The organism is Kitasatospora sp. NPDC085464 (assembly GCF_044541955.1).
Taxonomy (GTDB): Bacteria; Actinomycetota; Actinomycetes; order Streptomycetales; family Streptomycetaceae; genus Kitasatospora.
This window is the reverse complement of the sequence record NZ_JBITTM010000005.1, coordinates 227,134-247,727: the sequence shown is the minus strand read 5'-3', so window position 1 is coordinate 247,727 and position 20,594 is coordinate 227,134. Positions and strand designations below refer to the sequence as shown.

General features: G+C 72.9%; 17 protein-coding genes and 1 riboswitch. Of the genes, 9 read left to right on the top strand and 8 right to left on the bottom strand.

Annotated elements, in window-relative coordinates; translation table 11 throughout:
• The first annotated feature begins 55 nt into the window (after window positions 1-55).
• From ACIGG8_RS06855 to ACIGG8_RS06830, 6 genes are all read left to right on the top strand, one after another.
• Window positions 56-937, top strand: a complete 882-nt coding sequence (locus ACIGG8_RS06855; protein WP_396546177.1) for an FHA domain-containing protein — start codon at window positions 56-58, stop codon at window positions 935-937.
• 179 nt (window positions 938-1,116) lie between these two features.
• Window positions 1,117-1,812 (top strand): MerR family transcriptional regulator, encoded by a 696-nt coding sequence (locus tag ACIGG8_RS06850; protein ID WP_350526594.1) that lies wholly within the window; start codon window positions 1,117-1,119, stop codon window positions 1,810-1,812.
• A 97-nt stretch (window positions 1,813-1,909) separates the two neighbouring features.
• Entirely contained in the window at window positions 1,910-2,386 is a 477-nt protein-coding gene (locus ACIGG8_RS06845) for a bifunctional nuclease family protein (RefSeq protein ID WP_030062493.1), read from the top strand.
• A 223-nt stretch (window positions 2,387-2,609) separates the two neighbouring features.
• Window positions 2,610-3,251: a MerR family transcriptional regulator gene (locus ACIGG8_RS06840; protein ID WP_350526589.1), complete on the top strand. Its 642-nt coding sequence runs from the start codon at window positions 2,610-2,612 to the stop codon at window positions 3,249-3,251.
• A gap of 111 nt (window positions 3,252-3,362) precedes the next feature.
• Entirely contained in the window at window positions 3,363-4,073 is a 711-nt protein-coding gene (locus ACIGG8_RS06835) for a vancomycin high temperature exclusion protein (RefSeq protein WP_396546187.1), read from the top strand.
• Window positions 4,074-4,139: 66 nt separating this feature from the next.
• The gene (locus ACIGG8_RS06830) at window positions 4,140-5,615 is read left to right on the top strand and encodes a DNA polymerase IV (RefSeq protein ID WP_396546176.1); all 1,476 of its coding nucleotides are present in this window, start codon (window positions 4,140-4,142) and stop codon (window positions 5,613-5,615) included.
• A gap of 194 nt (window positions 5,616-5,809) precedes the next feature.
• Here the strand turns inward: ACIGG8_RS06830 and ACIGG8_RS06825 are convergent, their stop codons facing one another.
• On the bottom strand, window positions 5,810-7,306 hold the full coding sequence (locus ACIGG8_RS06825; RefSeq protein ID WP_350526587.1) for an MFS transporter: 1,497 nt from the start codon (window positions 7,304-7,306) through the stop codon (window positions 5,810-5,812).
• 213 nt (window positions 7,307-7,519) lie between these two features.
• Window positions 7,520-8,650 (bottom strand): PRC and DUF2382 domain-containing protein, encoded by a 1,131-nt coding sequence (locus ACIGG8_RS06820; protein WP_396546175.1) that lies wholly within the window; start codon window positions 8,648-8,650, stop codon window positions 7,520-7,522.
• A gap of 223 nt (window positions 8,651-8,873) precedes the next feature.
• Window positions 8,874-8,976, top strand: a riboswitch (glycine riboswitch).
• A gap of 239 nt (window positions 8,977-9,215) precedes the next feature.
• Between ACIGG8_RS06820 and gcvP the strand changes: the two genes are divergently transcribed.
• On the top strand, window positions 9,216-12,116 hold the full coding sequence (gene gcvP, locus ACIGG8_RS06815; RefSeq protein ID WP_396546174.1) for an aminomethyl-transferring glycine dehydrogenase: 2,901 nt from the start codon (window positions 9,216-9,218) through the stop codon (window positions 12,114-12,116).
• Window positions 12,117-12,244: 128 nt separating this feature from the next.
• On the opposite strand, the gene ACIGG8_RS06810 is transcribed toward gcvP, so the two are convergent.
• Window positions 12,245-12,436 (bottom strand): DUF5999 family protein, encoded by a 192-nt coding sequence (locus tag ACIGG8_RS06810; RefSeq protein ID WP_030256473.1) that lies wholly within the window; start codon window positions 12,434-12,436, stop codon window positions 12,245-12,247.
• A 536-nt stretch (window positions 12,437-12,972) separates the two neighbouring features.
• A complete protein-coding gene (locus ACIGG8_RS06805; RefSeq protein WP_350526584.1) occupies window positions 12,973-13,545 on the bottom strand; it encodes a hypothetical protein in 573 nt (190 codons plus the stop codon).
• 381 nt (window positions 13,546-13,926) lie between these two features.
• On the opposite strand from ACIGG8_RS06805, the gene ACIGG8_RS06800 reads away from it, so the two are divergent.
• Together ACIGG8_RS06800 and ACIGG8_RS06795 are read left to right on the top strand one after the other, a co-directional pair.
• Window positions 13,927-15,432, top strand: a complete 1,506-nt coding sequence (locus tag ACIGG8_RS06800) for a glutamate--cysteine ligase (protein ID WP_350526583.1) — start codon at window positions 13,927-13,929, stop codon at window positions 15,430-15,432.
• 176 nt (window positions 15,433-15,608) lie between these two features.
• Window positions 15,609-16,397 (top strand): CPBP family intramembrane glutamic endopeptidase, encoded by a 789-nt coding sequence (locus ACIGG8_RS06795; RefSeq protein ID WP_350524810.1) that lies wholly within the window; start codon window positions 15,609-15,611, stop codon window positions 16,395-16,397.
• Here ACIGG8_RS06795 and ACIGG8_RS06790 read toward each other — a convergent pair.
• From ACIGG8_RS06790 to ACIGG8_RS06775, 4 genes are all read right to left on the bottom strand, one after another.
• Entirely contained in the window at window positions 16,375-16,905 is a 531-nt protein-coding gene (locus tag ACIGG8_RS06790; protein WP_396546173.1) for an HAD domain-containing protein, read from the bottom strand. The genes ACIGG8_RS06795 and ACIGG8_RS06790 overlap by 23 nt on opposite strands.
• A gap of 99 nt (window positions 16,906-17,004) precedes the next feature.
• A complete protein-coding gene (locus ACIGG8_RS06785) occupies window positions 17,005-18,273 on the bottom strand; it encodes an MFS transporter (protein ID WP_396546172.1) in 1,269 nt (422 codons plus the stop codon).
• A 105-nt stretch (window positions 18,274-18,378) separates the two neighbouring features.
• On the bottom strand, window positions 18,379-19,080 hold the full coding sequence (locus ACIGG8_RS06780; RefSeq protein WP_396546171.1) for a dienelactone hydrolase family protein: 702 nt from the start codon (window positions 19,078-19,080) through the stop codon (window positions 18,379-18,381).
• Between the two features lie 57 nt (window positions 19,081-19,137).
• Window positions 19,138-20,550 (bottom strand): sugar porter family MFS transporter, encoded by a 1,413-nt coding sequence (locus tag ACIGG8_RS06775; RefSeq protein ID WP_396546170.1) that lies wholly within the window; start codon window positions 20,548-20,550, stop codon window positions 19,138-19,140.
• Window positions 20,551-20,594 lie beyond the last annotated feature (44 nt).

The window sequence follows — 20,594 nt, the reverse complement described above, 5'->3', positions numbered from 1 at the left end:
CGAGGTTCTCACCCTGCCCCGCGGGCGGGTCTGTCACACGCAAGGGGATTCGCCCGTGAGTTTCTTCTCGAAGTTGTTCGGTCGCAACAAGGACAACGACGCGGCCGCCGTTGAGGCGCCGACCGCGCGGCACCGCCGGCCGGAGGACGAGCCCGCCGTGCCGGGCATGCGACCCGCCCCCGAAGCCGCGCCGTACGCCGGCCAGCAGCTGTTCCGGGACGGCGGCGCCGCCCAGTACGCCGGGAATCCGGCGGGCTACGGCGCGTCGGTTGACCCCTCCGGTGACCCGCGCATAGGTTTCCCGTCAGCACCCTCAACCTCTGGTGGAGGGTTTGCCCCGGACCCGTACGCCGGGCACAACCCGTCGGGTGTGCCGCGCCAGGAGGCTGTGAACATGGCTGGCCCCTCTCCGTGCCCCAGGTGCGGCAACCAGAACCCGGCCGCGGCCCGGTTCTGCTCCAACTGCGGTACGGCGCTGCGCGGCGGTCTGCTGCCGGAGGGGGCGGCGGAGACCACGTCGACCATCTCCATCTCCGGCCTGGAGTCGTACGACCCCAACACCACGACCGGCACCGGCGCCACGCCGGCCCTGTCGGCCGAGGTGCTGTCGGCGATCGACGCCCTGCCGCCGGGCTCGGCCCTGCTGATCGTGCAGCGCGGCCCGAACTCGGGCAGCCGTTTCCTGCTGGACTCGGACGTCACCACGGCGGGGCGCCACCCGCAGGGTGACATCTTCCTGGACGACGTGACGGTCTCGCGCCGCCACGTGGAGTTCCGCCGCACCCCGGCCGGCTTCAGCGTCGCGGACGTGGGCAGCCTGAACGGCACCTACGTGAACCGGGAGCGGATCGACGAGGTGTCGCTGAACAACGGCGACGAGGTCCAGATCGGGAAGTACCGGCTGGTGTTCTTCGCCGGCCACAACCGGGGGTACTGAAACCAACGTCGGCAGGAGCCCGAGTGAATACGAATACCCCTTCCTCTTCTCTCGGGGCGGCCACCCCAGCTCCGTCCGGTCCGCAGGCGGACCGCGGCGGGCGCGGGGTGGTCGCGGGCCCCAGGCAGCCGGTCCGCACGGACCGGCCCGCCGGTCGGCGGCGCGGCGGTGACGAACTGCTGAGCATCGGCGCGGTGCTGGCCTTCCTGCGCGACGACTTCCCCGAGGTCACCATCTCCAAGATCCGCTTCCTGGAGGCGGAGGGACTGGTCGAGCCGCAGCGCACGCCCTCGGGGTACCGCAAGTTCAGCCCGGCCGACGTCGAGCGTCTGGCCTACGTCCTGCGGATGCAGCGGGACCACTACCTTCCGCTGCGGGTGATCCGCGAGCACCTGGACGCCATCGAGCGCGGAGAGAGCCCGCCGGCGCTGCCCGCCCCGGCCGACAGCCGGCCCGGGCCGTTGGAGGAGGCGGACCGCGAGCTGGTGGCCTCCGCAGACGTCCCCTCCGGGGTCCGGCTGGGCCGTGCCGAGCTGCTCGCCGCCGCCGAGGCCGGGGAGCGGGAACTCGCCGAGTGGGAGTCCTACGGGCTGGTCGCACCGGGCCAGGACGGCGGGTACGACGGCGAGGCGCTGCAGGTGGCCCGGCTGGTCGCGGAGCTCGGTCGGTACGGCCTGGAGCCGCGGCACCTGAGAGCCATGAAGGCGGCGGCCGACCGCGAGATCGCGCTGGTGGAGCAGGTGGTGGCGCCGCTGCGCCGGCACCGGAACCCGCAGACCAGGGCCCATGCCGAAGCCACCGCGCGGGAGCTCGCGACGCTGTCCGTGCGGCTGCACGCGGCAATGGTCCAGGCCGGTCTGCGGACCCGCGGGTAGCCTCCCGGGCGGCCTCCGGGCAGCGGTGGCACCGCGCTGACCAGCGGCGTCCGCTCTGCGCTTTCATATCCGGGACCGGAGCCATAGGGTTGCCTGTGTGAATGAGCTCGACGTCGTGGGTGTCCGAGTGGAGATGCCTTCCAACCAGCCGATCGTGCTGCTGCGGGAGGTCGGGGGAGATCGCTACCTGCCGATCTGGATCGGCCCCGGCGAAGCGACCGCGATCGCCTTCGCCCAGCAGGGCATGACGCCGGTGCGCCCGCTGACGCACGACCTCTTCAAGGACGTCCTGGAGGCGCTCGGCCAGCAGCTCACCGAGGTGCGGATCACCGATCTGCGGGAGGGCGTGTTCTACGCCGAGCTGGTGTTCGCCGGTGGGGTCGAGGTGAGCGCCCGGCCGTCCGACGCGATAGCGCTGGCGCTGCGGACCGGTACGCCGATCTACGGGAGCGAGGAGGTGCTCGCCGAGGCGGGCATCGCGATTCCGGACGAGCAGGAGGACGAGGTCGAGAAGTTCCGGGAGTTCCTCGACCAGGTGTCGCCCGAGGACTTCGGGGGCGGCGGCCCGCAGTAGTGGGGACCGGCTGAGCGGGCATTCGGCTTATCGTTTTGCCAAAAACCGTCGACCTACCCAGACTAGGGGCACGAAAAACCACTCTCCTGAGTGATGTGGTTTGTCTGGCCCGGCGTGGCGATCGTTGACGGGTCATAGGGGACTGCCTACCGTCAGGAGTGGCTGTCCGGGTGGCCGATGCCCGCAGTCGGGTTGCCCGCAGCACAAGTGGACGGAGGCAGGCATGAGCAGCACCGGCGATGACGCCGTGGGAGGCCTGTGCGCCGTGCACGTGCCGCGCACCGCCCGCACCGTCACGGACCTTCCCCGGGTGAGCAGGTTCCCCGCCGTACAGCCGGGTCAGCCGGCCATCGAGCGGCTGGCCCCGACGTCGGAACTGATCGGCTTCCGCGGCCCGACGGCCTGTGCGGCAGCCGGCATCACCTACCGCCAGCTGGACTACTGGGCCCGCACGGGGCTGCTGGAGCCCAGCGTCCGGACGGCCTACCCGGCGACCAGCCAGCGGCTCTACAGCTTCCGCGACGTCCTGCTGCTGAAGATCGTGAAGCGGCTGCTCGACGCGGGTGTCTCGCTGCAGAACATCCGGGTGGCCGTCGCCCACCTGCAGGCCGCCGACCAGGGCGGCCTCGCCGGGATGACGCTGATGTGCGACGGCGCGACGGTGTACGAGTGCACGACGCCGCAGCAGGTGGTCGACCTGCTGAAGGGCGGTCAGGGGGTCTTCGGCATCGCGGTGGGAGCGGTCTGGCGGGAGCTGGAGCTGACCCTCGGGCGGCTGCACGCGGAGCGCACGGACACCGGCGAGACCGTGGTCGGGCAGGACCCGGCCGACGAACTGGCCCAACGGCGCAACCGGGCGGTCTGAGCAACGATTCGACGGGGCCGCGGGCCCGGACGGGGAACCGTTCGGGCCCGCGGCCCCGTCGTGTTGGCTGGCGAAACGATCGAGGGAGGGCACGTGGGGGTCGGCACGGGGATGGCGGAGCTGCTGCGGCGCAGGGCCGTTCTGTCGTGGGCACGGCTGCGGCAGCGCAGGACGCAGCGCAGGGTCTTCCAGGTCGGGGCGCTGCTCTGCACGCTGGCACTGGCGCCGAGCGCCTGGGTGTGGTTCTCCGCGGGTGACCGGGTGGGCACGGTGGAGAGCGCTCCGTCCGCGCCGGTCGCGGTGGTCTTCGGCGCCGGGCTGGACCAGGGCAAGCCCTCGCCGTACCTGGAGCACCGGCTCGTGGCGGCCGTGGACCTGTACCGGGAGGGCAAGGTGCAGGCGATCCTGGTGACCGGGGACAACGGGCGGACCGAGTACGACGAGCCCGACGCGATGTTCACGTACCTGACCACGCACGGGGTGCCCGCGGAGCGGGTGGTGCGGGACTACGCGGGCTTCGACACCTGGGACTCCTGCACCCGGGCGCACCGGATCTTCGGGGTGGACCGGGCGGTACTGGTCAGCCAGGACTTCCACGTCCGGCGGGCGCTCGCGCTGTGCGAGGCGGCGGGCATCCGCTCGTACGCGGTCGGGGTGCCGGAGCTGCACGACGAGACCTGGCTGTACGGCGGGGCGCGGGAGGTGGCCGGGGCGGGCAAGGCGGCGGTCAACGCGTGGCTGCGGCCGGACCCGGTGTTCCTCGGGCCCAAGGAGGACGGCATTCCCAAGGCGCTCGCGGACGCGGCGAGGACGCAGCCGTAGGGGGCCGCCCGCCGGGCCGCGGCCGGGTTCGCACGCACTGTCGGACCCGTGCGCGATGATCGGCGGGTGCGATCACTGCCGAGCATCATCCACCTCGACATGGACGCCTTCTTCGCGGCGGTGGAGCAGGCGGCCAAGCCGAGCCTGCGCGGCAAGCCGGTGATCGTCGGCGGGCTCGGCGGGCGCGGGGTGGTCTCCACGGCCTCGTACGAGGCGCGGAAGTTCGGGGTGCACTCGGCGATGCCGATGGCGCAGGCGCGGCGGCTCTGCCCCAACGCGGCCTTCCTGTCGGGCCGTTTCGAGGCCTACCGGCAGGTCAGCGAGATCGTGATGGGCCTGCTGCGGGAGCTGTCGCCATTGGTACAGCCGCTCAGCCTGGACGAGGCCTTCGTGGACCTGGAGGCCGGTCCGTACGGCCCGGTGCTGGCGGAGACGGACCACGAGACCGGCGAGCGGCTGGTGCTCGCGCTGGCGGAGGACCTGCGGGCGGACATCGAGCGGCTCACCGGGCTGACCGGCTCGGTGGGGGCGGCGGGGTCCAAGCTGATGGCCAAGATCGCCTCCGAGCAGGCCAAGCCGGACGGCCTGGTGCTGATCGAACCCGGGCAGGAGCGCGCGGTGCTCGGGCCGATGCCCGTCCGGGCCCTGCCGGGGATCGGGCCGGCCACCGAGCAGGTGCTGCGGCGGGCCGGGCTGAACACCGTGGCCGACCTCGCGGAGGCCGGCGAGGCGGAGCTGGTGCAGCTGCTCGGGCGGGCGCACGGCGCGGGGATCCACCACATGTCGATAGGGCTGGACGAGCGGCCCGTGGTGGCCGACCAGGACGCCAAGTCCGTCTCGGTGGAGGACACCTACGAGGTGGACCTGGCCGACCGGGACCGGGTGCTGCGGGAGGTGGAGGCGCTGGCCGCGCGGTGCGTGCGGCGGCTGCGGGCGGCCGGGCGCTCTGGCCGGACCGTGGTGCTCAAGGTCCGGCGGTTCGACTTCTCGACGCTGACCCGCTCGGAAACGCTCGGCGGGCCCACGGACGACGAGGCGGTGATCACCGCGACCGCGCGCCGACTGGCCGAGCAGGTGGACATCACCGGTGGGGTCCGGCTGCTCGGTGTGGGCGTCGCCCAACTCGCCGACTACACCCAGGAGGACCTGTTCGCCCAGGCCCTGCGGGAGGAGGCGGCGGAGCACGCGGAGGCGGCGGCCGAGGCCGAGCAGGCCGAGGAGGAGCCGGAGGCCGTCGTGGTCCGGCGCTGGATGCCCGGACAGGACGTCCGGCACACGGAGTTCGGGCCGGGCTGGGTGCAGGGCAGCGGCGTCGGGAGGGTCACCGTACGGTTCGAGACGCCGTGGAGCGGGCCGGGGCGGGTGCGGACCTTCGGGGTGGACGACCCGGCGCTGGAGCCGGCCCGGCCGCTGCCGCTGCGCCGGGGCGCGGACGTGGCCCCGGACGCGGACCATGTCGGGGGCGTGGATCCGGGCGTGGAGCCCGGCGGGGGCGCGGGCCGGGCCCCGGACGCGGACGGCGGGGCGGGCGAGCGGGGCTGAGAGGGGGCGCGGGCGCAGGCCAGGAAGGCGGGCGGGGGCGGACGGGGCCGGGAAACGAAAACGGCCCCACCCGGTGGGGGAGTACCGGGTGGAGCCGCATCACCGTGCCGGACTCCGTACGTTCGTGATGCCCTCGCGACGTACGGGGACCGGGGCCCCGCGCCCTGTCCCTGAGCGCGGGGCCGGACGCCTCGTCAGGCGTCGGTCTTCACCAGCTTGTCGCTGGAGTCCTGCTGGGCCGAGCCCTCGACGACGGTCAGGGGAGCGGCCGGCTTGACGGTGCGGATCAGGAACGGGACGACACCGGCGACGATGCAGACCACGGCCGCCGTCCAGAACGCGTGCTTGTAGGCGTCCAGGGTGGGCAGCGTCAGCGGGATCTGCGGCGGCAGCTTCATGGTGTCGCCGGTCAGGATGGCGGCCATCACGGCGGTGCCGATCGCGCCACCGACGGTGCGCAGCACCGAGTTCATGCCGTTGGCGATGCCGCTCTGCTCGACCGGCACGGCGCCGTTGATGTAGGCCGGCATCGCGGCGAACGCGAGGCCGACGCCCAGGCCGAAGATCGCCGAGGCGGTGTAGATGTCGCCCTCGTGGCTGTGCCGCAGGGCCAGGTAGGCCATCGCGATGGCGCCGAGGACACCACCGAGGACCAGCGGCAGACGCGGACCGCGACGGGCGATCAGCACCGCGCCGAGCGGGGCGGCCACCATCGAGCCGATCGCGGACGGCAGCAGCATGACACCGGCGTGCAGGACGGTGGCGGTGAAGCCGTAGTGGGTCAGCTTCTCCGGGGTCTGGGCGAAGTTGCTGATGACCATGAAGGAGCCGTACATGCCGAAGCCGATGAGCAGGCCCGCGGTGTTGGTGAAGGCGACGGCCGGGCGGGACATCATCTTCATGTCCACGAGCGGGTGCTTGACCTTGGTCTCGATGATGCCCCAGACCAGGGCGACGACGGCGGCGACGGCGAAGAGGCCGAGGGTCTTCGTGGAGGTCCAGCCCCAGTGGTTGCCCTGGCTGACCGCGACGAGCAGTGCGGAGAGCCAGCCGGCCAGGGTGATCGCGCCGAGCGGGTCGGCGCCGCCCTCCTTGTCGGTGACCGGGTCGGACGGGACGCGGAAGGCGACCAGGGCGACGGCGATCAGGCCGAAGACCAGGCCCATCCAGAAGATCGACTTGTAGTTCCAGTGCTCCAGCAGGAGACCGGTCGCGACCAGGCCGAGGCCGGATCCGACGCCCATCGAGGCGCTGATGGCGGCGACGCCGCCGGTCACCTTCTGCTTGGGCAGCTCGTCGCGGACGATGCTGATCGCCAGCGGCATCACGCCACCGCCGGCGCCCTGCAGGACGCGGGCGACGACCAGCCACGTGAAGGAGTGGGTGGTGACCGCCAGTGCCGAGCCGGCGACCAGACCGGCCAGCGAGATCAGCAGCATCGGCTTACGGCCCCGGAGGTCGCCGAAGCGGCCGAGGAGGGGAGTCAGCACTGCGGCGGAGAGCAGGTTGGCGGTCATCAGCCAGGTGATGCTGGAGCCCGAGACGCTCAGTTCCTTGGCCAGCGAGGGCAGGATCGGGACGACCGCGGTCTGCACCACGCTGAACGACAGCATCGCCAGGATGAGGGCCGGCAGGACCCGGGTGCTGCTCTGCTTCTCGGCCGCGGTGGTGGGCTGGGGTGCCTCACTCACGGTTGCTTCCTCCCGTACATAGTGAATGAACTGAAGTAACCATGCAGGGAGATACTTCAGAGTGTCAAATATCGAGTGGTTAAGCTTTGGCAAAGGCGGAGCGTCGGGCGTCCGTGGGGCGCCTGCGGTGGGCCGGGGTGGCTGTCGCGGCGAGTGCGCGGGCATGGGAAAAGGGCCCCGGCCGGGTGGCCGGGGCCCTCGGTGGGGTGCTGGTCAGACGAGGGGGCGCATGGCGGCGGGGCGGGAGGTCTCCGGGGCGGGAGCGGCCGGCGACGGATGCCGGCCCTCGGCGATCTCGGCGGGGGTGTCGTCGTGGACCTCGACGTGTTCGCGGCGGACTTCGTCCCGGATCACCTCCTCGGCGGTGTAGCGCTCGACGACGAGGCGGACGCGCTCGACGGGGGCGAGGTGCTTGTGCACCACCGGACGCTCCTCGCGGAGGGTGACCTCCTCGACGGCCTCGGCGATCTCCTTCTCGGTGAGGGAGGCGCGCTCGGCCTCGCCGACCGGGATCCGCTCGACCCGGACGCGCTCGCGGACCACCGGGATGCGGCGCTCGATCTGCTCGGTCGTCACGTACTTGCGCAGCTTCGCGGTGCCCACGGTGTGCCACTCGGTGGTGACCTCCAGCCGCTCCTCGCGGCAGGTGATCTCGACCGGGTCGGTGGGGGCGGGAGCGGCGGCGCCCACGGTGCTCTCGGCCGGCTGCGACTGCGGGTGCGGTTGTGGCTGCGGTTGCGGCTTCGGCTCGACGGGAGGCGTGACGGCGGGAGCGGGAGCGGGAGCGTGGGCGTGGGCGGGTGCGGGGGCACTGAGGGTGCGCACGTGGGCCTCCGGGGCGGTGCTGGTGTCGGTCGGGGCGGGCTCGGGCGAGTGGAGGGCGAGCGGCTTGGTGGTGGTGGCCGTGGCCGTGGCCGCAGCCGCCGCAGCCGCAGCCGTCGCGGGCGCGGGCGCGGCGGCCGGGGCGGTGCCGAAGTCGAGGTCGGACTGCGCGGCGTGGCCGCCGCTCTCACCGGCCGGGTCGTCGCTCCCCGGGGTGTCGAGGCCGTAGTAGCGGTAGAGCTGGAGTTCCTGGGCGGGGGACAGGTGCTGGCCCACACCGAAGTCCGGGGACTCCTTGACCAGCGACTTGTCGTACGGGACCCGGAGCTCGTCGCCGGAGAAGTCGCTCGTGGTGAGCGGGACGAAGGCGTCCCGGCCGAAGATGCCGGTCCGGACGGCGGCCCACTCGGGCCGTCCGGTGGCATCGTCCAGATAGACCTCGTCGACCGTGCCGATCTTGTCTCCGTTGCGGTCGACCGCCTTGTGGCCGATGAGGTCCCGGGGGTCGATGTCGGTCTGCACTCATTCCTCCAGGGCGCTGGGCCTGCGGAACCCCCGCAGGAAGGCGGCCGGAGCACCCGTTCCGTCCGTCACTTCACACCAAATGCCATGAATCGGACGGGCGCGACCGGGGTGCGCCGGACGGGCTGCGTGCTGCGCCGTCCGGGGGACGCGCGTAGACCCGGCGTGACCTGAAGCACCCGTGATCGGAAGGCCTCCCGCTGGTACCCTGGGCGGCGACCGCAGAGCCCGCTCGGGAGAGTCTCCGCCGCGAAAACCGCTGGTCGGAGCGCCGAAGGAGCAACTCCTCCCCGGAATCTCTCAGGCATCCGTACCGTGTGGGGTAGGTCACTCTGGAAAGCAGGGCAGGAGTGTCGGCACGGAAGCCGGCGACCACCACCCTCACCGACGGTGCAAGCCGACGGAGCGCTCACAGCGCGCTCCGTGCGGGCGAAGCTCTCAGGTCCCGATGACAGAGGGGGAGGCCTGTCGGGTTCGCCCGCCACGGCTGAGTTCGCTGTCCGCAGCGGGAAGGTCGGCCGGCGTGCGTACCCCCGCCGGTCCGTGACCAGGAGGCCTCGACCACATGAACGCCCAGCCGAACGCGGGACGCCCCACCGGCGCCTCGACCCTCACCGAGCTTGAGCTGGCCAGCCCCTTCGAGAACCGCCACATCGGCCCCGACGCCGCCGCGCAGGAGAAGATGCTGGCGTCCGTCGGCTACGGCTCGCTGGACGAGCTCGCCGCCACCGCCGTGCCCGAGGCGATCCGCTCCATCACCGGTCTGGACCTGCCCGCCGGCCGGTCCGAGGCGCAGGTCCTCGCCGAGCTGCGCGAGCTGGCCGGCCGCAACCAGGTTCTCCAGCCGATGATCGGCCTGGGCTACTACGGCACCTTCACCCCGCCGGTGATCCTGCGCAACGTCATGGAGAACCCGGCCTGGTACACCGCCTACACCCCGTACCAGCCGGAGATCTCCCAGGGCCGCCTGGAGGCGCTGCTCAACTTCCAGACCCTGGTCTCCGACCTGACGGGCCTGCCGACCTCCGGCTCCTCGCTGCTGGACGAGGGCACCGCGGCCGCCGAGGCGATGGCGCTGGCCCGCCGCGTCACCAAGGTCAAGGGCGGCGTCTTCCTCGTCGACGCCGAGACCCTGCCGCAGACCATCGCGGTGATCAACACCCGCGCGGTGCCGACCGGTGTCGAGGTCGTCGTCGCCGACCTGTCCGAGGGCATCCCGGCCGAGATCGCCGAGCGGGGCGTCTTCGGCGTGCTGCTGCAGTACCCGGGCGCCACCGGTGTGGTCCGCGACCTCACCCCGGTGATCGAGCAGGCGCACGGCCTGGGCGCGATCGTCGCCGTCGCCGCCGACCTGCTGGCGCTGACCCTGCTCAAGTCCCCCGGCTCGCTGGGCGCCGACATCGCCTGCGGCACCTCGCAGCGCTTCGGCGTGCCGATGGGCTTCGGCGGCCCGCACGCCGGCTACCTCTCGGTGCGCGCCGAGTACGCCCGCTCGCTGCCCGGCCGCCTGGTCGGCGTCTCCGTCGACTCCGACGGCAACCGCGCCTACCGCCTGGCGCTGCAGACCCGCGAGCAGCACATCCGCCGCGAGAAGGCCACCAGCAACATCTGCACCGCCCAGGTGCTGCTCGCCGTCATGGCCTCGATGTACGCCGTCTACCACGGCCCGGACGGCCTGGCCGACATCGCCCGCCGCACCCACCGCTACGCCGCCGCCCTCGCCGAGGGCCTGCGGGCCGGCGGCGTCGAGCTGCTGCACGGCGAGTTCTTCGACACCGTCACCGCCGTCGTCCCGGGCCGCGCCGCCGAGATCGCCGCCGCCGCCCGCGCCAACGGCATCAACGTCCACCAGGACGGCGCGGACCGGATCTCGATCTCCACCGACGAGACCACCACCCGTGAGCACCTGGCCGGCGTCTGGGCCGCGTTCGGCGTCGAGGCGGTCGAGGTCGCCGAGGCCGCCGACGCGCTGCCGGGCGCGCTGCTGCGCGAGGACGAGTACCTGACCCACCCGGTCTTCCACAGCCACCGCTCGGAGACCGCCATGCTGCGCTACCTGCGCCGCCTGTCGGACCGGGACTACGCGCTGGACCGCGGCATGATCCCGCTGGGCTCCTGCACCATGAAGCTCAACGCGACCACCGAGATGGAGGCCGTGACCTGGCCGGAGTTCGGCCAGCTCCACCCCTTCGCGCCGATCGACCAGGCCCAGGGCTACCTGACCCTGATCCGCCAGCTGGAGCAGCAGCTGGTCGAGGTGACCGGCTACGACGCGGTCTCGATCCAGCCGAACGCGGGCTCCCAGGGCGAGCTGGCCGGCCTGCTGGCCGTCCGCGCCTACCACCACGCCAACGGCGACACCCGGCGTGACGTCTGCCTGATCCCGTCCTCGGCGCACGGCACCAACGCGGCCTCCGCGGTGATGGCCGGCATGCGCGTGGTCGTGGTGAAGACCCTGGTCGACGGCGACGTGGACGTCGAGGACCTGAAGGCCAAGATCGAGCAGCACCGCGACAGCCTGTCGGTGCTGATGGTCACCTACCCGTCGACCCACGGCGTGTACGAGACCGAGATCACCCAGATCTGCGCGATGGTGCACGAGGCCGGCGGCCAGGTCTACGTGGACGGCGCCAACCTGAACGCCCTGGTCGGTCTGGCCAAGCCGGGCAAGTTCGGCGCGGACGTCTCGCACCTGAACCTGCACAAGACCTTCTGCATCCCGCACGGCGGCGGCGGTCCGGGCGTCGGCCCGGTCGCGGTGCGCGCCCACCTGGCGCCGTACCTGCCGAACCACCCGCTGCAGGCGGAGGCCGGCCCGGCCACCGGTGTCGGTCCGATCTCGGCCGCGCCGTGGGGCTCGGCGGCGATCCTGCCGATCTCCTGGGCGTACGTCCGGCTGATGGGCGGCGAGGGCCTCAAGCACGCCACCCAGGTCGCGGTGCTGAACGCCAACTACATCGCCAAGCGCCTGGCGCCGCACTTCCCGGTGCTCTACACCGGCCCGGGCGGGCTGGTCGCGCACGAGTGCATCATCGACCTGCGCCCGCTGACCAAGGAGACGGGCGTGACGGTGGACGACATCGCCAAGCGCCTGATCGACTACGGCTTCCACGCGCCGACGATGTCCTTCCCGGTGGCCGGCACGCTGATGATCGAGCCGACCGAGTCCGAGGACCTGCACGAGATCGACCGCTTCTGCGACGCGATGATCGAGATCCGGGCCGAGATCGACAAGGTCGGCTCGGGCGAGTGGGCGGCCGACGACAACCCGCTGCGCAACGCCCCGCACACCGCCGCCGAGCTGGCCGGCGACTGGGCGCACGGCTACTCGCGGCAGGACGCGGTCTTCCCGGCGGGCGTGAACCCGGCGGACAAGTACTGGCCGCCGGTGAGCCGGATCGACGGCGCGTATGGCGACCGCAACCTGGTCTGCTCCTGCCCGCCGCTGGACGAGTACGGCGTCTGACGGATCCGGCCGCCCCGGCGGCCGGACGCACGGCAGGGCCCCGGCGGAACTCCTTGAGTTCCGCCGGGGCCCTGCCCGTACGGCGATCGATCCGGCGGCCGCGCCCGCCGTACGGTCGGACCGCGCGGTCAGGCCGCGTGGGCGACGGGGCGGCGCGGGGCGATCACCCGGCCGTCCGGCAGCAGCTCTCCGGTGTCCTCGAACAGGACGACGCCGTTGCAGAGCAGGCTCCAGCCCTGCTCCGGGTGGCAGGCCACCGACACGGCCGCTTCGCGGTCCTCGGACTCGGCCGATGGGCACTCAGGACGGTGCTGGCACATACGCGTACCCTCGCTTCGCTCTGCGATCCTCCCCGTGGTGCGGTCGCCGGAGGTCGTACCGTCCGGAGGCCGCCGCGGTAGTCGGATCCTGTCCGCACGCCGACCAGGTGTTGACCGGCGCTCAAGTGGGTAGGACAGGTGGTCCTTCCACGCTGGTTCCCAGTGTCGGCATCTGCGGACGTGCTCGCAGGCATTTCGTGACATGCGCCACAACTCCCGGGCAGAGATCACCCGTTCAGGTGGGGCCGACGGGAAATCGCGCACCGGTGGATCAGGTGGGGGATGGCCCGATCGGGCCATGCCGGGTGCTCCGTTCGGGTGGCGCCCGGCTGTCGTCCGGTGGGCAGCCCGTTCGGGTGACGTGTTCCGACCCCGGCTGCGGGCGCGGACGTGGGCGCGGAGCGGAGGGTCGTCGGGGCCGTCGGCGGCGGGGGAGGGCGGGCCGGCGCGCGGGCACGGGGAGTGCCGGCCGGCGTGCGGACACGGCGGAGGGCCGCCGGGCGGGTGGTCCGGCGGCCCGTACGGATGCGGGCGCTTCAGGGGGAGCCGAGCAGCAGCGGCCTGACGAGCGGGGCCCGGGCGAGCAGCGGCAGGAGTTCGGCGGCGGGGTAGGCGCGGTGGGCGGTGACGCCGAGCGGGGCCGGGGCCAGCGGGATCAGCAGGTCGGCGGCCGGGCCGGTGTCGGGGCTGTGCAGCCAGAGCGCCGTCGCGTACTGGCCGGGGAAGGTCAGCAGCCGGGGCTGCTGGCGGATCCGGGAGCTCTGGGCGAGCTGCCAGGCCTCGCGCAGCGCCCGGACCGTGGAGTCGAGGTAGGGGCCGGCGGTGAAGTGGGAGAAGGTGTGGCCCTCGACGGCCTGCACCACCTCGGCGGCGGCGGCCACGTCGGCGCCGTCCTTGATCAGGAAGCGCCACCCGGTGCGGCGGGCGGCGGGGAGTTCGGGGCGCGGGCCGTCCAGGACGTGCACCGCGAGCGGATGCGCGGGGACCAGGGGGCCGGCCGGATGACGCAGCGCTGCGGCGGCGGGCTGGCGCAGCGCGGTCTCCGAGTCGAGTGCACCCAGGACCGCGCGCAGGGCGCTCGGCGGGGGCTGGGGGGTCTGCAGAGTCATGGCGGGGTCCGCCTCTCCAAGCGAGATCGGCGTGCGAGTGCGGCATACCGGCATGGCGCGGCGCGTCATCGGTGACGGGGCCTGGCCGTGTCCGGTTGTGCAGGATCGCGGTGCCGGCGCGGTCGCCGCCGTCGACGAGGGGTTCCGAGGCGGGAGCCGACCGGCCGGAGGGCTGTGCGAATTCCATCGAACAGAAGCGCAGGGTGATCTGTTTATCACAGGCGGTGGCGCCGGGCAAGTCTGCAGATGGTCTGATATTCCGTCAGTTGCCTTGCATTGCAAGCCAGTACAAGCATTCGGGTATCGATCTTCGAGGTGGGCATGATGCTTCCACGGTCGGTCGGCCGGGTGGCTCAACGGGGTGTCTCAGAAGGAGGGACCGTGGGCGAGAAGGTCGTGGCGACTCGGGCGGATCTGGCGGACCGGCAGCTGTACCGGCGCAAGCTCCAGGCCTGTCAGGAGGCACTGGGGCGGATGCTGCGGGAGGACCGCTTCGACCGGCCGCGGGCCGTGATGGGGCTGGAGATCGAGCTCAACCTGGCCGACGAGCAGGGCCTGCCGGCCATGAACAACGCCCAGGTGCTGAGCGAGATCGGCTCCAGCGACTTCCAGACCGAACTGGGCAGGTTCAACATCGAGGTCAACATCACGCCGCACCGGCTCTGCGGCCACGTCTTCGAGGATCTGCGCGAGGAGATCGACACCGGGCTGCGCTACGCCGACCGGCGGGCCGCCGAGGCGGGCGCCCGGATCGTCATGGTGGGCATCCTGCCGACCCTGGAGCACGCCCACACCGGGCTCGACGCGATGAGCCACAACCAGCGGTACAGCCTGCTCAGCGACCAGATCCTCGCTGCGCGGGGGGAGGAGATCACGCTCGACATCGAGGGCGTGGAGCACCTCCAGCTGGAGTCCATCACCATGGTCGCCGAGGCCGCCGCGACCTCCCTGCAGCTGCACCTGCAGGTGACCCCCGAGCGGTTCTCCTCGGTGTGGAACGCGGCCCAGGCGCTCTGCGGGCCGCAGCTCGCGATCGGTGCGAACTCCCCCTTCCTGTTCGGGCGGGAGCTGTGGCGGGAGACCCGGCCGGTGCTCTTCCAGCAGGCCTGCGACACCCGTTCGGCCGAGCTCAAGGCGCAGGGCGTGCGCCCCATCACCTGGTTCGGCGAGCGCTGGGTGGACTCGGCGTACGACCTGTTCGAGGAGAACCTGCGGTACTTCCCCGCGCTGCTGCCGATCTGCGACGACGAGGACCCGCTGAAGGTGCTGGCCTCCGGCGGCGCGCCCAAGCTCGCCGAGATGCGGCTGCACAACGGCACCATCTACCGCTGGAACCGGCCGATCTACGACGTCTCGGGCGGGGTGGCGCACCTGCGGGTGGAGAACCGGGCGCTGCCGGCCGGGCCGACGGTGGCCGACACGCTGGCCAACGCCGCCTTCTACTACGGGTTGGTCCGGGTGCTCGCCGAGCAGCCCCGGCCGGTCTGGACCCGGCTGCCGTTCGAGCGGGCGGACGAGAACTTCCGGCAGGGCGCCCGGTACGGCATCGACGCGGTGTTCCAGTGGCCGCGCCCCGGACGGGCCGGGCGCGGGGGCGGGCTGCAGACGGTGTCCGCGGTCGACCTCGTGCTGGGCGAGCTGCTGCCGATGGCCTACCAGGGCCTCGACGAGTGGGGCGTGGAGCCTGCCGACCGCGACCGCTACCTGGGCATCATCGAGCAGCGCTGCCTGCGCCGCACCAACGGCGCGGCCTGGCAGAGCGCGACCTTCCACCGGCTGCGCGAGCAGTATGGGATGGACCGGCCGACGGCGCTCGCCGCGATGACCCGGCGCTACGCCGAGTACATGCGCGGCGGGGAGCCGGTCCACACCTGGCCGGTCGGCTAGCCGGAGCGCACGCCGCCTGCGGGAGCGCGCGCCGCCTGCCGGTGCGCACTCGGTGTGTAGGCGCACCTGGTGACGGAGGCGCACCTGGCAGGTCGGCCGACCGGGCCGTTGTGTCAGGATGATCGCTCCGGCGGTCGGCCGACGGCCGGAGCGACCGCCCGTCCGCTGGAGCGCCCGTGACCACCCGCCCGACCGCGTCGGAGACCGAGCAGCCCACCCGCCGCCTGTTCGGGGCGGAGCTGCTGATCGTCCTCGGCCTCTCGCTCGGGGCCAGCGGGATCAGCGCGCTGATCAGTTTCGCCGGCTCGCTCACCGAACCGATCAAGCTCGGCCAGCAGGTCGCCACGCTGAACGGGTCGCGGGCGCCCGGCCGGCCCTGGCTGGACCTGGTGTGGCAGCTGTACTACATCGGGCGCGGCCTGATGCCGGTGGTGCTGGTCGGGTACCTGCTGGTGCGCGAGGGTGTCACGCTGCGGGTGCTGGGCTTCGACCTCGGGCAGAAGCTGCGCGACCTCGGCCGCGGCGCGGCCGTCGCCGCGGCGATCGGCGGTTCGGGGCTGGCGCTGTACCTGGCCTCGCAGGCGGCCGGGTACAACCTGACGGTGGCGCCCTCGGGGCTGCCGGACGTCTGGTGGCGGGTGCCGGTGCTGGTGCTGTCGGCCTGGCAGAACGCCATCCTGGAGGAGGTCGTCGTCCTCGGCTACCTGCTGCGCCGGTTGGGGCAGCTGGGCTGGTCCTGGCCGGCGGCGGTGGTGGCGAGTTCGGTGCTGCGCGGCTCGTACCACCTGTACCAGGGGGTCGGCGGGCTGGTCGGCAACATGGTGATGGGGGCGGTGTTCTGCCTGCTGTACCGGCGCTGGGGGCGGGTGATGCCGCTGGTGGTGGCGCACGCGCTGATCGACACCGTGGCCTTCGTCGGGTACGCGCTGCTCGCCGGGCACGTCAGCTGGCTGCCGACCCCCTGAGCGCCCTGCTCGCCCGGCCGCGCGGGGGGCGGGCGAGCAGCCGGTCGACGTGCCGGCGTTCCAGGCCCTGGCCGGGGTCGATCGGCAGCAGCAGGCGCCCGCGGCGCCAGCGGGACCGGCGGACCAGCCGGGACGGGATGACGTCGTCCACCCAGGCGAACGGGCGGCTCCCGGCGTAGCGCAGCAGCGGGGCCCACTTGGCGGCCGAGAACAGCTCCATCAGCGGGACGCGCGGGTCGCCGGGCTGCGGGACGTAGCCGCTGAAGCGGACCACCGGGAGCGGGTCGAGCCCGATCACCGGGGCGATGTGGGTGTTGGCGTGGTCCTCCCAGGTGGTGGCCCAGACCAGCTCGTACGTGCCGGCGAGTTCGCGCAGCCACTCGCCGTGCCGGGTGGACAGCAGCACGGCGTGGCCGAACAGGGCGTGGGTGTCGAACCCGGCGTCCGGATGCGGGCAGACCGGGTTCAGGACGCCGTCGACGTCCAGGAACAGCAGTGGCTTCGGCACCGGTGGGCCCCCAGGGCGGTCGTGTCTCCTACCCGCTCGGACGACCCGTCCGTCCCACCGGTTGCGACCGGGTGGGCGCACGCACGGCGCACGGGGCGCTCAGGACGCGGGTACGGGCTCGGTGGCGCGCGACGGTGCGTCGGTGGTGCCCCGGCGGGTCAGCCGGCGCACCTGCGGCTCCAGCAGGACCGCCGCGCTGAGGACCAGGCAGACGACGGCGCAGGTCCAGAGCGCGCCGCTGAGGCCGAGCACCACGGCGGCCGGGCCGGCCAGTGCGGTGCCGACCGGGGCCAGCGAGTAGGAGCCGAGCTCGTCGTACGCGGAGACCCGGGAGAACATCTCCTCCGGGATCTCCTGCCGGAGCGCGACCATCCAGTTGACGCCGAAGACGGTGACGCCGACGCCGGAGAGGAACATGGCGGCGACCAGCAGGGGCAGCGGCGCGCCGGCGGCAAGGGCCAGCGCGGGCACGCCGAACAGGAACACTCCCCAGTTGCCGACCAGCAGGATCCGCCGCGGCCGCCAGCGTGCCATCAGCAGGCCGGTGGCGACCAGGCCGACGCCGTAGGCGGACATCGCCAGGCCCCAGGCGCCCGCGCCGCCGAGCCGCTCCTTGGCGATGGCGGGCCCGTAGACCGACTCGACCGCGCCGATGCAGGCGACCAGGACGGAGAACTGCAGGACGACCACCCAGAGCCAGCGGCGGGAGACGAACTCCCGCCAGCCCTCCCGCAGGTCGCGCAGCATGCTGCTGCCCGCGGGGGCGGGGGCCTGCTCCGGCACCAGGAAGAAGCGCAGCACGGCGGCGATCAGGAAGCAGAGGGCGTCCAGGGCGAGCACCCAGCCCGGGCCGAGGGCGGCGGTGAGGGCTCCGCCGAGGGCGGCGCCGCCGATCTGGGCGGCGCTCTGGCCCATCCGGAAGACCGCGAAGGCACGGGCCGCGTGCTCCTGGGGGACGGCCTGCATGATCATGCCGCCGGAGGCGGGGGAGTAGAGCGCGTAGCCGGCGCCGCCGGCGGCGGAGAGCAGCAGGAGCTGCCAGAGTTGCGCGTCTCCCACCAGGACCAGCGCGGCCAGCACGGCCTGGGAGGCACCGCTGAAGACGTTGGCGGCGACCATGATCCGGTGTCGCGGCATGCGGTCGGCGAGGGCGCCGCCGAGCACCAGGAGCAGCACGGTCGGCAGCAGGCGGGCGGCCGTGACGTAGCCGACCTCGGTGGTCGTGCCGCCGTTGCCGAGGACGGCGAAGGCGGTGGCGATGGGGGCGCCGGCGTTGCCCAGGCCGCTGATCACGGTGGCGGCGGTCTGGATGCGGAAGTCGCGGCTCGCCCAGGCGAAGCGGCGGGGGCGTGGCGGTCGGGTCGGCACCTGGCGACTATCGCCGGACTTCGGACAGGTGTCCATCGGGTTTTTGCACCTGCCGGGACGGCCCGGTCGGCCGGGGCGGGGGTCGGGAGATCGGCCGGGGCGGGATCAGCCGAGGTGACCCTGGAGGAAGGTGACCGTGCGGCCCCATGCGATCCGGGCCTGGAGGGGGTCGTAGGTGCCGAGCGGGTTCTCGTCGTTCATGAAGGCGTGCCCGGCCGGGTAGAAGTGGATCTCGGGGCGGATGTCGGTGGCCTCGCCGATCCGGATCGCGGCCTCGTCCACGGCGGCCATCGGGATCGAGCGGTCCGACTCGCCGAAGTGGCCGAGGACGTGGGCGGTCAGGCCGCGGTAGTCGAAGTCCGGGTCGGGCGGGAGGCCGTAGAAGGGCACCGCGGCGGCCACCCGGTCACCGGCCCGGGCTGCCAGCAGCAGGGCGAAGCCGCCGCCCATGCAGAACCCGACCACCCCGACGGCGTCGCCGACCACGCCGTCCAGCGAGAGCAGGTGGTCGACCGCTCCGGAGAGGTCCTCGACGGCCCGCTCGACCGGGAGTTCGCGCTTGAGCCGGGCCGCCTCGGCGCTGTCGTGGGTGGTCGCGCCGCCGAAGAGGTCGGGGGCGAGGACGGTGAACCCCTCGGCGGCGAAGCGGTCGGCCATGGTGGCGACGTGCGAGGTGAGCCCCCACCACTCCTGCACCACCACCAGGCCCGGCCCGGCGCCCAGCGGAGGGCGGGCCAGGTACCCGTGCGCCGTGCGGCCGTTGCTCGGGAAGGTGACGTTCTGCCGGGAGCCGCCCTGGTCGGACATGGCTTCCTCTCGCTGGGTCGGGCCGCGTGCGGCGGGGATTCGGTGGGGCGGGACGGGTCAGCCCATCTCCTCCAGGGCGCGGCCCTTGGTCTCCTTGATGCAGAAGGCCACGAACGGGATGGAGAGCAGTGCGAAGAACGCGTAGATGACGTACGTCGCCGAGAGGTTCCAGTCGGCGAGGTCCGGGAAGCTGACGGTGATCGCCCAGTTGGCGATCCACTGGGCCGAGGCGGCGACGGACAGCGCGAGCGCGCGGATCCGGTTCGGGAACATCTCGCCGAGCAGGACCCAGACCACGACGCCCCAGGAGAAGGCGAAGCAGAACACGAAGACGTGCGCCGCGACCAGGGCGACGACGGCGTGGGTGTTGTCCAGCGTGGCGCTGTCGCCGGTGCCGTGCCGGTAGGAGAACGCCCAGGCGGCGGTGCCGAGCGAGGCGGCCATGCCGACCGAGCCGGCCAGCGCGAGCGGTTTGCGGCCGATGCGGTCCACCAGCACCATCGCGACCACCGTGCCGATCACGTTGACGATCGAGGTGGAGAGGCTGATCAGGAGCGAGTTGGCCTCGTTGATGCCGACCGACTGCCAGAGCAGGGAGGAGTAGTAGAAGATCACGTTGATGCCGACGAACTGCTGGAACACCGAGGCGCCGATGCCGACCCAGACGATCGGCAGCAGGCCGAAGCGGCCACCGAGCAGGTCCTTGAGCCGCGGCTTGTGGGCGGACTCCAGCACCGCGCGGATCTCGGCCACCCGGAAGTCGAGGTCGACGCCCTCGCCCTCGACCTCGACCAGCACCTTGCGGGCCTGCTCCTCGCGGTGGTCGGCGATCAGGAAGCGCGGCGACTCCGGGATGGCCAGCGCCATCAGCCCGTAGACCAGGGCCGGGATGGTCTCGACGCCGAGCATCCACTGCCAGGCCTGGATGCCGCCGAGGTGGTTGGTGGACTCGCCGCCGGCGGCCTGGTTGAGCGCCCAGTTGGCGAGCTGCGAGACGGTGATGCCGAGCACGATCGCCATCTGCTGGAAGGAGGCGAGCCGGCCGCGGTAGGCGGTGGGCGCGACCTCGGCGATGTAGGTGGGCGCGATCACGGAGGCGATGCCGATCGCGACGCCGCCGATCACGCGCCACATGGCGAGCACCTCGATGTTCGGCGGGAACATCGAGCCGATGCCGCTGGCCGCGAACAGCACGGCGGCCAGCAGCATCGTGCGCACCCGGCCCATGTGGTCGGCGAGCCGGCCGGCGATCACCGCACCGGCCGCCGAGCCCAGCAGCGCGATCGCCACCACGAAGGCGGTGGTGCCGTGGCCCACCGCGAAGTGCTTCTGGATGCCCGTCACCGCACCGTTGATCACTGCGCTGTCGTAGCCGAACAGGAAGCCGCCCATGGCGGCGGCCGCCGAGATGAACACCACGTGGCCGAGATGGGCCTCGCCGGCCGCCCGTTGGCCGTTGGCTGTGGACACGCGCGCTCCCCGGGGTGGACGGGCCCGCTCTGACGCGGAGTGGG

Bases quoted from the DNA above. Each gene is read 5' to 3' on its own strand.
- ACIGG8_RS06780 (WP_396546171.1), bottom strand. From the start codon at position 19,080: ATGTCCGACCAGGGCGGCTCCCGGCAGAACGTCACCTTCCCGAGCAAC.
- gcvP (WP_396546174.1), top strand. From the start codon at position 9,216: ATGAACGCCCAGCCGAACGCGGGACGCCCCACCGGCGCCTCGACCCTC.
- ACIGG8_RS06805 (WP_350526584.1), bottom strand. From the start codon at position 13,545: ATGACTCTGCAGACCCCCCAGCCCCCGCCGAGCGCCCTGCGCGCGGTC.
- ACIGG8_RS06810 (WP_030256473.1), bottom strand. From the start codon at position 12,436: ATGTGCCAGCACCGTCCTGAGTGCCCATCGGCCGAGTCCGAGGACCGC.
- ACIGG8_RS06840 (WP_350526589.1), top strand. From the start codon at position 2,610: ATGAGCAGCACCGGCGATGACGCCGTGGGAGGCCTGTGCGCCGTGCAC.
- ACIGG8_RS06835 (WP_396546187.1), top strand. From the start codon at position 3,363: ATGGCGGAGCTGCTGCGGCGCAGGGCCGTTCTGTCGTGGGCACGGCTG.